This is a genomic window from Mycobacterium sp. IS-1556 (genome assembly GCF_001499985.1).
GTDB lineage: Bacteria > Actinomycetota > Actinomycetes > Mycobacteriales > Mycobacteriaceae > Mycobacterium.
On sequence record NZ_LQIM01000005.1, the window covers coordinates 79614 to 94868 of the forward strand.

The following is a 15255-nucleotide window of genomic DNA, read 5'->3' on the forward strand; positions in this document are numbered from 1 at the left end:
TCATTGCCTGCGATCCTGGGCTCCGGACAGGCGGTCCATGCGGCCTGCGGTGTCGTTTCGACCAATCTTGATGCAGGACTTGCAATTCGCTGCACCAAGTGATCGGTTCTGCCATGCTTCACCAATGGAAGTGAAAGATCGCGTTCGCCACGCTATTCAATCAGTTGATGAGGTGGGCCTGAGCCGCCTACACCGCTCTATGTACCGCTACTTCACCCGAAGGCTTCGTCCTAACGACTCGGCCTTCCTCAATGTGGGCTATGAGGAGGATCCTCCGATGGCTTTGCCGTTGGAAGCTTCCGATGAGCCGGATCGGTATTACATCCAGCTGTACCACGCCACGGCTGCCCAGGCGGATATAAGCGGGAAAGACGTGCTGGAGGTTGGTTGCGGCCACGGCGGGGGAGCCTCTTATTTGGCGCGTACTATGCATCCGGCTTCCTACACGGGGTTGGACTTGAATTCAGAGGGTATCGCTTATTGTCAAAAGCGGCACAAGGTGGACAATTTGAATTTCATGGAAGGCGATGCCCAAAGCCTTCCTTTTGCCGACGAATCCTTCGACGCGGTAGTCAATGTGGAGTCCTCGGTCCACTATCCTCAGTTCTCCCGTTTCCTCGACGAGGTGGCGCGCGTACTGCGACCCGGAGGGCACCTTCTCTACACCGATTTCAGATCCCCCGGATCGGTCGCCGCTTGGGAAGCCGCGCTTGAGAACGCTCCTATGAAGATGCTCTCGAACAGGCTTATCAATGCTGAGGTTGTTCGCGCGATGGACCTGAATACACAAAAGAGACTCGATCGCATATATAGCCTCATGCCCGCTGTGTTGCGTCCCTTTTCTCGCACCTCTTCCCGTTGGGCCGACGCGCGCGGAGTCGATGCGATGCGCAACGGCCGAGTGCCATATCGAATGTGCTGTTTCGTCAAGGAATGAAGCGGACGTCCGGTATGCGAGAGCCGTATGCCGCTTGAATCGCCCTGCCGGTCTGATGACACCTTCGCCCAGTATCGCCAGGCGTCCGGAGTCGGTGCGAACCCAGGCGGGCGGTAAGCAGCGCGGTTGACACAGGGTCATCGAGCATATCGCGATCCGCGAGAAGTGCTGTGCCGTAGGGCGATTCGGCACCGAACCGCAGATTCAGAGGCCGCCCATGCCTCTGGCCACCATCGATACCCCGACCACCGCGAGAAACGCCACCAGGATTGCGCGTTTGTGCGCAACCGTCCAGTCGTGTAACCGGCGCAGTGCCGCTTCGGTTTTCGCCGGGGTAGCCAGATGGCTCACCAGGATGATCTCCTCAACTGCAAGCATCCCGAAAATGTAGGCGATGGCAGCGATGAGCTGCACCTCAAGCGATGCCCCCGACGTCGCGATCAAAGCGACGACCAAGAAAAGTCCATCGAGTGGCGGGAGGAAGATAACGCCGATCACAAACGCGGGCCAGGGAGAACCGTTCTGCCACGCTTTACGAACGCGGCCGAGCAGTCGCGCAACCGCAGACCCACCTTCGGATGCCGTCTCCGGAGCCGACCCCACAAGCTGCAAGAGCGCCGGCGGGATGTTCGAGTCCCGCTCTCGAATCGCCGTTTTGGCGCTGCCGGCCCGGGGGGGTATGGCGTGCCGACCGTTCGGCACGCCCGCTCGCTGACGGGCTGCCGAGCGCAGAACGACTAGCGCGGCAACCAAGATCAGCACCACGCCGACGCCGATGGCGATCCGCTGGGCGGTCGGGTTGGCGACCGGATCAGCGAATCGCTTCATAAAGGCGGCGGACGTCGGCACCGCCTGGAGTACCAGCAACGGGATCAGCACGGTCGCGAGACCGATGATCACGCAGCCGAACCAATATGCGAAAAGGCTCGAAATTGGACGCGGACGCAAGAGTACGAAAAGTACGATGCCCAGCCGCACGGGATTGACCGTCGTCAGCAAAGCAAGCACCAGCAAAGGCCCCCACATGGGTGCGGACATTACCTTGACGATGCCTGGCTGGCTGACTGATTCCCGCTTCTGGGTCTCGGCAGGCAGCGACTCAAACCCCGTCGAAGCCACGACGCCCGAGCCGACGGCGGTGGTGGCGGGGCGCTTTGCCGCCGCACGGAACGTTCGGTCAGTCGATCTCGCCAGTCAGGTCGAACTCCATCAGCGTGCGCGAAGCCAGCTCACGCAGAGCGGGCTTTGTGTTCTCGGCACCCGGTTGGTAGGCGTTGACGCTGATGACAACGCTCTCGGGGAGGCGCAGAGACTGCACTGTCATTTCGCCGCCCATTTTCTCAAGCCACTCTCGTGTTTCGCCTTGGTTGGTCACTCGCGCGGTGGCGTATTCGGCGGGAGTGCCGTCGAGGCGATTCACTACCGAGCCGAGGTCGCCGAAATTTGAACAGAACACCGGAAGGTCGGGATCGACCATCGAATCCGCCATCCGTTTCAACGTGCGCTTCGGTACGAATGGGGCCAGCCAGAGGACCTGCATTGACTCGTCTGGCTTTTCCCGCAGAGCCGTGAGCGCCTGCTTGACGGCGTCGCGGGCGTCACGCAGATCCGTCGTGACTCGTGTCGGATCGATGCTGACGCGCGCAAACAACATCGCGTTCGCACGCGTATCACTCTCGGTGCGGTCGCTTATCGGGAGTTGCAAGGTGACCGCACCGTCGCCGGCACGTCGGCGCCCCATGCGCTCCCCGAGTTTCGCAGCCAGCCCGACGGTCAGCGTGTTACTCGTTCCGCCCAGAGCCTTTGCCCGGGCATCCCACTCACTCGGGTCGATTGTGATCGTGATACCGGGCACGAGGACGTGGTCGTCGCCCTCGACTCCACGGGAAGCGGCCGGTCGCGACGCTGATTGCGCAGAATTAGGCCAGCCCTGGCGGGCCATTTTTGCCGCCACAACAAGCGCACGGCCGACCTCGCGTGCGTCGCGCGCTGTCTGTCGGGCGTCCTGCAGAACAGCGCGCCGTCGAGTGCGTGAAGCCGGCGGTGGGTAACCAAGATCGCGCGTGTTGCCGAGGATCGCATCAATGAGCGCGACGACACCCCCGATGCCGTCGATCAGATAGTGGGACATCACCAGGCTGACGGCGGTTGAGCCGTCCGTGAGTTCAACGGCACCGAGATGCCAGCCCGGCCCCGATTCCGGATCGATTGGCAGTTGTGCGCGTTCATCAGCCCAGTCGCTGAGTTCAGCGCGTGGACGTGGGCGCTGGTCAATATCGATGTCCGACGGCGCTCCATCTGAGGCCCACCGATGCCGGCCGAATGGCAGTGGCGAACGCTCGATGCGCCGTCCCAACAAACCGCAACCGAGATTGTGGTGAAAACGCCTCACGCCGTCGAAGTCGATGGTGTGTTCATAAACCCACACGACCTGGAGGACTAAGTTCCGGCCGATGGCCTTGTGCTGGGCATACAAGCTCTGGTCCATGGGCGCGAGCCGAATGTCCGGGTGTGCGTCGCCATTGGGTGCGAGGCCGTCAGAGACGCGAGTGCGAGGTATCCGGCGCACCGATCAGCCTCCGGCGACGCAAGAAGCGTTTGCGACGTCCCAGGGGGCACGCACCTCATCGTGGAAGACGCCGCTGACCTGGGCGGGGTTGGTCCGATTCACCACACGAGGGTAGCTGGTCCCCTGGGAACGCATCCGCGACGGTCGGCGATGTCGCGGACAGTCAACAATTTGCTAGCTCTTAGCGGTTTACCAGGACGCGGAGTCATGTGCCGGTGGTAGCTGGGATGACGGACGCAAGCCTCCCGCGCTTCATCCGGCAGAACGCCGACGGAGAGGTGAAGGGTACGATCCTCGCGATGAAATTTGTGTTGGCAAGCTACGGAACTCGCGGTGATGTCGAGCCATGCGTTGTTGTCGGTCGGGAGTTGATGCGTAGGGGTCACGAAGTGCGGATGGCCGTCTCGCCTGATCTGGTTGACTTCGCCGAGTCCGCTGGGCTTGCGGCGGTCCCGTACGGCCCGGACCCGCGGCAGTGGCAGGACTTGCACCGCGACTTCTTGACGCGTTTGCTGCGCAAGTTCTGGCGGGTCCGCGATCTGATCAGGTTAGGGCGTGAAGATTGGGGCATGCTCGGTCAGATTTGGGAGGAGACCAACTCAACCCTGATGTCCCTGGCGGACGGGGCCGACCTGCTGTTCACCGGCGTGATCGGCGAGGGGCCCGCAGCCAATGTCGCGGAGTACTACGACATCCCGCTGGCAACCCTGCACACCTTCCCACTCCGGGCCAACGGACAGCTGGTGCCGTTCTTGCCGTCGCCGCTGGTCCGCTCCGCGATGACGGCGGAGGGATGGCTTTCATGGCGCCTGAACAAGAGATTCGAGGACACGCAGCGCCACCGCTTGGGCCTTTCCAAGGCGACAGGCGCGTCATCGAAACGGATCACCGAACGTGGATCGCTGGAAATTCAGGGTTACGACGAGGTCTGCTTTCCCGGCCTGGCGGCCGAATGGGCGAAATGGGATGGGCAGCGTCCTTTCGTTGGTGCGCTCACTATGGAAATGCCGACGGACGCCGATGAGGAGGTCGCGTCGTGGATCGCCGCGGGAAAGCCGCCGATCTACTTTGGCTTTGGGAGCATCCCGGTCGAATCCGCTGCCGAGACGCTCGGGATGATCAGTGCGGCCTGCGCGGAGCTTGGGGAGCGGGCGTTGGTTTGCTCAGCCTGGAGCGACTTCAGCCCCGTTGCCGATTCCAATGACCTCAAGGTGGTGGACGCAGTGAATTTTGCGGACATCTTTCCGGCCTGCCGCGCGGTGGTCCACCACGGTGGCGCGGCCACCACGGCCATTGGCCTATGCGCCGGAGTCCCCACGTTGATCCTGTGGACGTTGCCCGATCAGTCGGCAAGGGCAGCTGCCGTCAAACGGCTGGAGGTGGGCACTGCCCGACGATTCTCGGCCACTACCCAAAAATCACTGGTCGCAGACCTTCGCCGAATCCTGGCGCCGCAATATGTCGCCAGGGCGCGCGAGATCGCGACCCGGATGACCAAGCCCGCCGAAAGCGCCGCAGCCGCCACTGACCTCCTGGAAAGCCACGCCCGCTTGGGCCGTGTCGGCTGATCTGGGAAAGACCGCCGCCGAAACGATCGGCGTTCGGCTCTGAGTTACCAGCTCAGATGCTGCCGATACTGCTCGCGACCAGCGTGATCCCCCCCGCTGTGAACACGGCTATCAGAATTTTTCGACGGTGGGCCTGCGACCAGTCGTGCAGCCGTTGCACTATCGCTTGGGTTTTTTCTGGCGCCAACAAGTAGCAGACAAGGGTGATCTCGGCAACCGCTAGTAGCCCGACGATGAACACGATGGCGGCGCTGATCTTCGTCCCGATGGCAGCTCCTGATGCCACGATGATGGCGAGTAGGAATATCAGCACGTCGGGTTCCGGTCCTCCCAAAAAGAAACCGATCACAAACGCGATCCACAATGATCCGTTTTCCCACGCGTTGTGAGCGCGGTGCAGCAGCCGCCGGATTGCCGATGCGTCCTCTGTCGGCGGATCCTGCGCACGGCTCAGTAGCCGCGAAAGCGCGGGCGGCACGGGCGTTGACGTGTTGCCGCTCGGTGTAGGCACGGGCACCTGTCGACGTCGGCGCATCAGCGAGCGTGCTGCCATTACCGCGGCAAAGACAAGAGCGAGCACACCTAGGCCGAGTTGTATGTGCGGCACGATGGAGCTCGCGGCCATATCGTCCGCGAAGGACTTGAGCACTGGCGTGGCGTTCAGCACCGTTAGCGCGAACAAGACCGCCCAAACGCACCCTGACAGGCAGCCGACCCAGTACGCGAGCAGGTTCTGGAAGGGCCGCGGCCGGGAGATCACGAGGAGGATGAGCCCAAGCCGCACCGGATTGAGCGCCGCCCCAATCGTCAGCACCAGTACCGGGCCCCACATGGTCGGAACACTACCTGGATGGTTCGGTAGGCCCTTTGCGGACGGTCCGGTATTTGGCTGTCCCACCTGGTTCAGGACTTACCGCAGGAACGTCGGGTTGTGCTTCCAAACGACTGAACTGGAGACGCAGGAGACCGCGGTCATTCGGCAGAACGCGCATAGAACGTGAAAGGCTAGGATCACCGCGGTGAAGTTCGTACTGGCTTGCTACGGCAGTCGTGGTGACGTTGAGCCCTGTGTTGCTGTGGGACGTGAGCTGCTGCGTCGTGGGCACGACGTGCAAATGGTCGTCCCGCCTGACCTTGTTGGCCTCACGAAGTCAGTTGGCCTCGAGGCAGTCGCCTGCGGAACGGATATGCAGGCCGTCCTGGACGCGCATCGTAATTTCTGGACGGGCTTATTCCGCAACCCGTGGAGGTTCCGGGAGATGATCAAGGCCCGCCGCGGAGTCGGAAAGGCGATATTCCACTCTTGGGAGGAAATGGCGACGACGCTGAGGTCGATGGCGGCCGACGTCGACCTGATATTCACCGGCCTCAATTTCGAGGATGCGGCCTCCAATGTCGCCGAGTATCACGGCATTCCGTTGGCCACGCTTCATTACTTTCCGCTGCGGGTCAACGGCCAGCTCCTGTCATTCCTGCCAGCGAGACTGGGTCGCGCGGCGATGTCGGCATTCTGGTGGGTGTCTTGGCGCGGTACGAAGAAGGTCGAAGATGCGCAGCGCCGTGAGTTGGGACTCCCCAAGGCAACGGGCCCCTCGCCGCAACGGATCACTCAGCGCGGAGCGCTGGAGATTCAGGCTTATGACGAGGTGTGCTTTCCCGGGCTGGCCGCCGAGTGGGCGAAGTGCAACGAGCAGCGCCCCTTTGTCGGGGCGCTGACGATGGAGTTGCCGACGGATGCCGATGAGGAAGCCGCCTCGTGGATTGCTGCGGGAAAACCCCCCATCCTCTTCGGCTTTGGCAGCATTCCGGTCGAATCCGCGGCCGCCACGCTCGCCATGATCAGCGACGCCTGCGCGCAGTTGGGTGAGCGGGCGCTGGTCTGCGCCGGCGGAACGGACTACAGCGACCTCCCCCCAGTGGAGCATGTCAAGGTCGTCGGCACGGTGAACTACGCAGCCGTCTTCCCGACTTGTCGCGCGGTCGTACACCACGGCGGTGCGGGCACCACGGCGGCAGGACTGCGCGCAGGAGTGCCGACCCTGATCCTCTCGACCGACCTCGACCAGTCGCTCTGGGGCGTTCGCGTCAAACGACTGAAAGTAGGTACCGCTCGGCGCTTTTCGACCACAACCCAGAAAACGTTGGTCGCCGACCTGCGCACAATTCTTGATCCGCAATACCTCACACGAGCCCGCGAGGTTGCCGCCCGGATGACCAAACCCACCGAAAGCGTGTCCGCCGCCGCCGACCTCGTGGAAGAGTTTGCCCGCCGCCGGTATATCGGCTGATATCCATACAATGCTGTCGCTGCCAACCGCGATACGCCATTTGCTCCCCTTGGCATCACGGCCAAGTAGCATGCCTGAATGACCTCCAAGACCGCAGGCGCGCGGGGTGTGCTCGAGCGAAGAGTTACGGCGGTCGTCCGCGCCGCACAACGCCGGTTCTACCCTTACCTGACCCGCCGCGTCGACGACGACACTGTCTTTCTCAACTACGGCTACGAGGAAGACCCGCCGATGGGCCTGCGCCTGGACCCTGAAGACGAACGCGAGCGCTACCCCATTCAGCTGTATCACGCGACCGCTGCGCAGGCTGGCGGACTTGCCGGCAAGCGAGTGCTGGAGGTCGGCTGTGGGCACGGCGGAGGCGCGTCGTATCTCACACGCGCACTGGCCCCAGCCTCCTATGTCGGGCTCGATGTCAACCCGGCCGGGATCGAGTTCTGCCGCCGCCGCCACCCGGTCCCCGGATTGGAGTTCGTGAACGGCGACGCCGAAGACCTGCCGTTCCCCACCGACTCCTTCGACGTGGTGATCAATGTCGAGTCTGCGCACTGCTATCCACACTTCGAACGTTTCCTCGGCGAGGTTGCGCGCGTCCTGCGCCCCGGCGGGGTGTTCCTGTATACCGATGTGCACCGTGCCGACCGGGCGACACAAGAGAAGGCAGCGTTGGAAAGTGTTCCTGGACTGACAGTGACATCGTGGCGCCACATCGACGCCGAGGTGCTGCGGGGAATGACTCTGAATTCGGAGCGCATGTATGCGTCGATGGAGAAGGTGGCGCCACGTTTCTTGCGGCGCTTCGCCCGCGACGGGGTCCCGGCGTACGGATCGGCAATCTACCGAAACATCCAGAGCGGACGAGACCAATACTGGATGTACTGTCTGACCAAGGCGACCAACGACAACTGATAACTCGCTGCGTCTCGGTCCAACACCATCGCTCAGATACCGTCTGGGCTTTAGACCGTTTCTCTCAGGTAAGAGCGTTTGCCAAGTGGTACACCACAAATGTTGCCCCAGGAACGTATCGGACTATCACACGACTACAAGTAATGACCGATAGTGATGACGTCGCCTACGTGCGCACGAAAAGTGAGGACCGAGAACTGCGATGAAGTTTGTGCTGGCGTGCTATGGAACCCGAGGCGACATCGAGCCCGGCATCGTCCTTGGCCGTGAGCTGCAGCGCAGGGGGCACGAGGTCGTGATGGCGGTCGCGCCCGACATGGTCGCGGGTGTCGAGGCGGCTGGGCTTGCGGCCGTCGGGTACGGGCTGAACACGCAAGCCGAAATCGACGCACATCGCGACTTCTGGACATCCTTGTTCCGCAATTTCTGGAAGGTTCGTGAGGTTTCTAGATTGTGGCGCGAGGTTTGGGAACGTGGCATTCAGTCAGGCGAGGAGATGAGTACCACGCTGGTGACGATGACCGAAGGCGCCGACCTCCTACTCAGCGGCATAAGCTTTCAGGAAGGCGCGGCGAATATCGCGGAATACTACGACATTCCATTCGCCACGCTGCATACGTTCCCGATGAGGCCCCACAGCCAAATTCTTCCCTTCCTACCGTCTGCGGTGGGCCGCTCCGCGATGACGCTGTTCTGGTGGCTGCATTGGCGTATGACAAAGAAGCTCGATGATGCCCAGCGCGGGGAACTCGGCCTGCCGAAGACCACCGCGCCCTCGTGGCGACGAATCGCCGAACGCGGATCGTTGGAAATCCAGGCCTACGATGAAATCTGCTTTCCCGGTCTGGCAGCCGAATGGTCAGAATTCGACGGTCAACGGCCCTTCGTCGGAGCACTGACCCTGGAGTCGCCGACGGACGCGGATGACGAGGTCGCGTCGTGGATCGCTGCGGGAACACCGCCGATTCTCTTCGGTTTCGGCAGCATCCCGGTCGCATCGCCGGCCGACACGCTGGCCATGATCGGGCAGGCCTGCACGCAATTGGGCGAGCGGGCACTGGTTTGCTCGGCCTGGAGCGACTTCGGCGACATTCCACACTTCGCGCACGTCAAGGTCGTAAAAGGGGTGGACTTCGAAGCCATTTTTCCGCTCTGCCGCGCGGTTGTGCACCACGGCGGCGCGGGAACCACTGCCGTGAGTCTGCGCGCCGGCATTCCTACCCTGATCCTCTGGACGTGGCCTGATCAGTCGCTCAGAGGAGGTGCAATCAAACAGCTGAAGGTGGGTACCGCCCGGCGCTTTTCGTCCACCAACCTGAAAACGCTCACCGACGACCTACGGATGATCCTCGCGCCCGAATATCTCGCCAGGGCCCGTGAGGTCGCACCCCAGATAACCAAACCCGCTGAAAGCATTGCGGTCACCGCGTATCTTGTAGAAAATTACGCCAGCTCGGGCGGGTTGGCCGATCGGTAAGGGGGACCGTCTCGGTGATCTGGGGGCCTTCTAAAGCAACCTGGCACTGTCGTCACAACGCTAATTCACTGCGTACTTGCAAAACGGTCGATGGGCGTGTTCCGCACTTGAGTACTCGGAATCACTTGGCCGCAGCGGCGTGGGCGCTCGTTCGGTAGAGCGCACCGGGGCGTAATTCAGGGGGAGCGCCATGAAGTTTGTCCTTGCGAGCTGGGGAAGTCGTGGCGATATTGAGCCCTTCGCCGCGGTTGGTCGCGAGCTTCAGAGCAGGGGACACGAGGTCCGCATGGCCGTCTCGCCCGACATGGTCGACTTCGTTGCTGCGGCTGGGCTCACGGCGGTCGGATACGGACCGAACGTGCAATCGATAGCTCACGCACACCGCGCCTACTGGACTTGCCTTTTCCGCAACTTCTGGAAGCTCGGAGAGCTGAACAGGTTGCGAGGCGAAGTCTGGGACCCCATTGCCGAGTGCTGGCAGGACATGAGCACGACGCTGTTGTCGCTGGCAGAAGGGGCTGACCTGGTTTTCACCGGTTTGAACATCGAGGATCTTGCTGCAAACGTCGCCGAACATTACAGAATTCCGTTGGCCACGCAGCATTGGTTCCCTCTGCGACCCAACCGCCAACTGCTACGTTTCCTGCCGGCGCCGTTCAGTCGCGGCGCCGTAAGGGCTTTCTGGTGGCTGTCTTGGCGAGGCACGAAGGAACTCGAGGACACGCAGCGCCGCTTGCTCGGTCTGCCGGAGGCTAAATGCTCTGGTGGTCGGCGGATCACTGAACGTGGATCCCTGGAAATCCAGGCTTACGACGAAGTATGCTTCCCCGGGCTGAAAGCCGAATGGGCGAAATGGGGCGACCAACGGCCCTTCGTCGGCACGCTGACGCTGGAATTGCCCACGGATGTCGACGAGGACGTCCTAACTTGGATCTCCTCGGGGACACCTCCGATTTTCTTCGGGTTCGGAAGCATCCCCGTCGCTTCTCCGGCCGAGACGCTCGACATGATCAATGCGACGTGTGCGCAGTTGGGCGAGAGGGCGCTGGTTTGCGCAGCCTCGAGCGACTTCAGCCACGCCAAAGAATTCGAGCGGATCAAAGTGGTGGATGCGGTTAACTACGCGGCCGTATTCCCAGCCTGCCGGGCCGTCGTGCACCACGGCGCCCCGGGCACCACGGCAGCGGGCATGCGCGCCGGGGTACCCTCTCTGATCCTCTCGACGGACATCGATCAGACCGTCTGGGGAGCTGCGGTAAAGCGACTGAAGGTGGGCACAGCTCGGCACTTTTCGACGGTCACTCAACAAATACTGGTCGACGACCTCCGCACTATCCTCGCTTCGGAATACGTCGACCGGGCCCGCGATATTGCGACGCGGATGACCAAACCAGCCGAAAGCGTCGCGGCCACCGCGGATCTCGTGGAGAAATTCGCCCGCCTCGAGGGAGACCGTTGAACCGGGAAGGTGGACCAAATCAGGGCGCCCTGTCGAGTTATGGCGTTTGGCGTATTTCGTTGGAGAGATCATGAGCCGTTCGCGCGTTGCGCAGGTGCGGCCTACAGTACGGTACAAACTGTGAAAATCCGTGTGGGCGAAGAGCTTTACGCGGCTACGCGAGAGTCTTCCTTTCAAGTGTATGGCGAGATCTTTCGAAGATACCTCCGCAGACGCGGGTCCAGACATCTGAGTTGTCCTGCTGGATCCGGTATCTGGTGAAAGTTCTTCGACTCCCAGAGTCCGCGGAAGCGGGATCGCGGAGCAAGGAGATGCGAAACAAGGAGCGTTCTGCCAACATGGGTACCACTTCACAAGTCAACCCTCTTAAGGGGAATCGCGTGAACCGGATCGATGCCGTGCAGCTGGCGCTCGACGGGCGGAAGAACAGTGTCTACCTGGAGATAGGCGTTAATCAGGGTATGGCTTTCCGGTGTATCTCCGCCGAAGAAAAAATCGCTGTTGATCCTGTATTCAAGATTTCGGCGCGGTCCCGCAGGCTAGCGGATGCGAAGGCGCGCAACACGCACTATTTCGAGAAGACCAGCGACGCCTTTTTCGCGAACGACACGGCCCTACTCGATGGGCACGGCGTCGACGTTGCACTGATTGACGGATTGCATACCTATCGCCAGGCGCTGCAAGACGTCGAGAACACATTACGGTTCCTACGGGACGACGGTGTCATTGTTTTGCACGACTGCAATCCTGCACGCCCCTCGATCGGTTCTCCCGCCACGTCGTACGCCGACTTCATCTCGCAGAACCGCTGGCGAAAACTCGTCGGCCGCGTCTTCTATCTGCCATGGAGTGGCGATGTCTGGAAGGCCATAGTCCATCTGCGCAGCACCCGCGAGGATCTGCAAGTCGTGGTACTTGATTGCGACCGCGGCGTCGGAATGGTACGAAAGGGATTGCCGGAATCGCGACTGTCCTACTCGGAAAAGGACATCGAGGCACTTGGTTATGCGGATCTCGCAGCTGACCGTGAGCGCCTCCTCAACCTGAGGCCCTCCGCTTACCTCAAGGAGTTTCTCGCGTCGTAGCTAGAGGCCAGCGCGGATCCTGCCTCCCAACGGTCTGTGTTGCCTTGAATGCTTGGTCGGCAGCGCAATACGATTGTTCGCTGTTCCGCTGAAGCAATGAATGCAGCCGGTGCTCGAACGTCCAGTTTGCGCACCAGTCGACCGCAGCCTCAATGGAGACAAAATCACGCGCAAATGACCGAGGGCAACTGTAGCATCGGGCGCGTGTCTGGAAGCGCGGGACCGGTGCGGATCGGCATTCTGGGCGCTGCCCGCATCGCACCGTTGGCGCTTATCAACCCAGCCAAGAAGAATGCCGACGTAGTGGTGGCCGCGGTGGCGGCACGCGATGTATCCCGCGCTCAAGCCGTCGCAACGAAACACGGGATTCCCCGGGTCCACGACAGCTACGATGCGCTGCTCGATGATCCAGACCTGGATGCCGTCTACAACCCGCTGCCGAATAGCTTGCACGGCAAGTGGACTCGTAACGCGCTCACCGCGGGCAAGCATGTGCTGTGCGAAAAGCCGTTCACTGCCAATGCGGCCGAGGCTCGCGAGATCGCCGAACTGGCCGGGAAGTCAGATCGGGTTGTGATGGAGGCATTCCATTACCGCTACCATCCGTTGGCTTTGAGAATTGAGGAGATCATTGCTTCGGGCGAGTTGGGAAAGCTGGAGCGGGTGGAGTCTGCGTTCAGTTATCCGCTGCCCAAGTTCAGCGACATCCGCTACGACTACTCGCTTGCCGGTGGCGCGACAATGGACGTCGGGTGCTATGCGGTCCACATGGTTCGCACGTTCGGCGGTGCGACTCCGGAAGTCGTTTCGGCACAGGCGAAACTGCGCGATCCACAGGTGGATCGCGCCATGACGGCCGAGTTGCAGTTTGCAGATGGGCACACCGGTCGCATCCGCTGCTCGATGTGGTCGTCGGATTTGATCGCGTTGAGTGCCAAGGTGGTTGGCGATCTCGGCGAGGTACGTCTGCGTGTTCTCAATCCGGTGGCGCCCTTCAGTCGGCTCTCGGTCCGCTCCGCCGAGGGCAAGCGTGTTGAGCGCTTCCCGTGGCGCTCCTCGTACGACTATCAGCTTGACGCTTTCGCAGCGGCGGTGCTGCGCGGCGAACCGGTGAAGACGACGCCGGAAGACGCGATTGAGAACATGACGGTCATCGACGAGATCTATCGCGCTGCCGGCCTCCCGCTCCGCAAGCCAGCTTGAACGCTAATCCGTTCGCGTACGGAGACTTCGGTCAACGTACCGATTCTTCCGGTTGAGTGACCACGTGCCTTCCTAAGAACGGTCAGGCGGCGAAGTGCACCTGGTTCACATGCTCGGCCACACGCAAGGCGTTGGCGGCGATCGTAAGGCTCGGACTCAAACCGGCGCTGGAAGGGAAGAACGAGGCGTCTACCACGTACAGGTTTTCCACCTCGTGCGCCCGATTCTGTGGGTCTAGCACGCTGGTTTTCGGATCCGTACCGAAGCGGCACGTGCCGCAGACGTGGCCCAGGTTGTAATTGGGTTTAGCGGCCGACACAGCGATCTTGCGAAACGGCTGTAGCACCTCCTTCAACTGTCGCAAAAACACTGCCCGGCGCTCGATCTCGCTGGGGTGCAAGCGATATTGAATTCGCAGTCGTTGACGGCCATCCGAAATTGAACGCTCGGAGGGCAGGACTCGGTTGTCCAAGTAGGGAAGATCTTCCAGCATCCCTGCCAGCACCAGTCCGCCGTTGATGAAACGCTCGTAAAGCGGGCGTGCCGCGGGGCTCAACAGGCGCGCCAACTTGAGCGGCCAACCCGGGTGGTTGGTGAAATACTCCATGGGCGGAACCGAGCTGAGCGACTGCAAGTTGCCGTACTTCTCGCCCTCCCAGAAATAAAAGTCGTTGAGTCCTATCTCCTTGTTCTGGGCCGTGATTTTGCGGTCGGGTTGAAAAACTTCGAACAGGTCGACGAGATGACGCATCATGTTGCGTCCCACCCAGTCTGAGCCGTTGGCCAGTCCGCGTGGCCAATCGCCCGAACGCGAGTCGAGCAACAGCATCGGTGTCACCAGTGCACCGGCGGCCAGGACCACCACCTTGGCCTTCAGCGCCAGCATGCCGGAGCGATGCTCGCAGATCACTTGCCGGACCTGGGGGCCGTCGGCGTCCAAGCGCACGACCCGACATTCAGTCAGCAGATTGGCCCCGTACTCAGTAGTGGCGGGCAGCAGGCAATTGCGAGCGGCGTCGTTCTTGCATGGCCGGTCGCAGAGATAGCCCACGCAGGTGGGGCAATCCTCGGTGTACTCGCAGGCCATCGGCAGGTGGTAGGGGTGCAAGCCGCGGCCTTTTAGGTGGTCGACCAGCGGCTGGTTGTCTGCCGAAAATGGCGGCGCTGCAGGCAGACCAACCTCGGCCGCCTCCGGCCGCAAAGGGTCCGGCTCGCCACGGACCCCCAGGAGCTTCTCGGCTGCTGCGTACCAGGGCCGCATCTCGTCGTAGGTGACCGGCCAGGCATCCGGCACGGTGGAATCGCCGAGGTTGCGGAAGTTCTGCCGGGGTGTGAAATCGCGGGCGAAGAAGCGCTCGGCGACCATGGCATAGATCGCCGACGACCCGCCGGTCCCACTGCCGATGACCGGCACGAACCGCCGCGTGAAGCGTCCGCTGATGTCCTCGATCTCGTCGGTTGAGCGTCCTGCCCGGGCCAGGGTGTCGAGGTAGCGCTCTGCGGAACCGCCTGCCAGCGGGTCGGCGATTTCCGGGAACGTTGAGCGGATGCTCCCCGGAGCCCCGGGGAGTGTGGAGCGCCCCTTTTCGACGAACAGCACCCTGCGGCCTGACCGGGCCAGCGAGTAACCGAGCATCCCGCCCCCCATGCCGGCACCCACGACAATCACGTCCCATACGACGCGTTCCGCCTCGCGCGGATCCAGCTCGCGGTCAGCCAAAATCTATTTCCTCAGCAGAACGTAAACTTGGTGCGCCGTC

12 protein-coding genes are annotated in these 15255 nt (G+C 62.0%); 8 read left to right on the forward strand and 4 right to left on the reverse strand.

All coding sequences use genetic code 11. From position 1 onward, the window contains the following. Nucleotides 1–154 precede the first annotated feature (154 nt). Nucleotides 155–937: a phthiotriol/phenolphthiotriol dimycocerosates methyltransferase gene (locus AU187_RS05935; RefSeq protein WP_502687740.1), complete on the forward strand. Its 783-nt coding sequence runs from the start codon at nt 155–157 to the stop codon at nt 935–937. Nucleotides 938–1141: 204 nt separating this feature from the next. Here the strand turns inward: AU187_RS05935 and AU187_RS05940 are convergent, their stop codons facing one another. Then, the gene (locus tag AU187_RS05940; RefSeq protein WP_216636048.1) at nt 1142–2056 is read right to left on the reverse strand and encodes a GAP family protein; all 915 of its coding nucleotides are present in this window, start codon (nt 2054–2056) and stop codon (nt 1142–1144) included. Nucleotides 2057–2114: 58 nt separating this feature from the next. Next, the gene (locus AU187_RS05945; RefSeq protein WP_156442323.1) at nt 2115–3425 is read right to left on the reverse strand and encodes a condensation domain-containing protein; all 1311 of its coding nucleotides are present in this window, start codon (nt 3423–3425) and stop codon (nt 2115–2117) included. A 380-nt stretch (nt 3426–3805) separates the two neighbouring features. Here AU187_RS05945 and AU187_RS05950 point away from each other — a divergent pair, with 380 nt between their 5' ends. Next, complete coding sequence (locus tag AU187_RS05950; RefSeq protein ID WP_059166382.1) at nt 3806–5074, forward strand: glycosyltransferase; 1269 nt, start codon at nt 3806–3808, stop codon at nt 5072–5074. A 52-nt stretch (nt 5075–5126) separates the two neighbouring features. On the opposite strand, the gene AU187_RS05955 is transcribed toward AU187_RS05950, so the two are convergent. Beyond that, nucleotides 5127–5906: a GAP family protein gene (locus AU187_RS05955; protein WP_059166366.1), complete on the reverse strand. Its 780-nt coding sequence runs from the start codon at nt 5904–5906 to the stop codon at nt 5127–5129. 187 nt (nt 5907–6093) lie between these two features. On the opposite strand from AU187_RS05955, the gene AU187_RS05960 reads away from it, so the two are divergent. The 6 genes from AU187_RS05960 to AU187_RS05985 all read left to right on the forward strand — a co-directional run bounded on the left by AU187_RS05960 (nt 6094) and on the right by AU187_RS05985 (nt 13495). Then, nucleotides 6094–7362 (forward strand): glycosyltransferase, encoded by a 1269-nt coding sequence (locus tag AU187_RS05960; RefSeq protein ID WP_059166367.1) that lies wholly within the window; start codon nt 6094–6096, stop codon nt 7360–7362. A gap of 78 nt (nt 7363–7440) precedes the next feature. Then, a complete protein-coding gene (locus AU187_RS05965; RefSeq protein ID WP_082691758.1) occupies nt 7441–8271 on the forward strand; it encodes a phthiotriol/phenolphthiotriol dimycocerosates methyltransferase in 831 nt (276 codons plus the stop codon). Between the two features lie 202 nt (nt 8272–8473). Next, the gene (locus AU187_RS05970; RefSeq protein WP_059166368.1) at nt 8474–9748 is read left to right on the forward strand and encodes a glycosyltransferase; all 1275 of its coding nucleotides are present in this window, start codon (nt 8474–8476) and stop codon (nt 9746–9748) included. A 190-nt stretch (nt 9749–9938) separates the two neighbouring features. Continuing rightward, entirely contained in the window at nt 9939–11207 is a 1269-nt protein-coding gene (locus AU187_RS05975; protein ID WP_059166369.1) for a glycosyltransferase, read from the forward strand. Between the two features lie 338 nt (nt 11208–11545). Further along, a complete protein-coding gene (locus tag AU187_RS05980) occupies nt 11546–12292 on the forward strand; it encodes a class I SAM-dependent methyltransferase (RefSeq protein ID WP_502687738.1) in 747 nt (248 codons plus the stop codon). Nucleotides 12293–12466: 174 nt separating this feature from the next. Further along, on the forward strand, nt 12467–13495 hold the full coding sequence (locus tag AU187_RS05985; protein WP_082691759.1) for a Gfo/Idh/MocA family protein: 1029 nt from the start codon (nt 12467–12469) through the stop codon (nt 13493–13495). Nucleotides 13496–13577: 82 nt separating this feature from the next. Here the strand turns inward: AU187_RS05985 and AU187_RS05990 are convergent, their stop codons facing one another. Further along, a complete protein-coding gene (locus AU187_RS05990; protein WP_059166370.1) occupies nt 13578–15215 on the reverse strand; it encodes a GMC oxidoreductase in 1638 nt (545 codons plus the stop codon). Between the last annotated feature and the right edge of the window lie 40 nt (nt 15216–15255).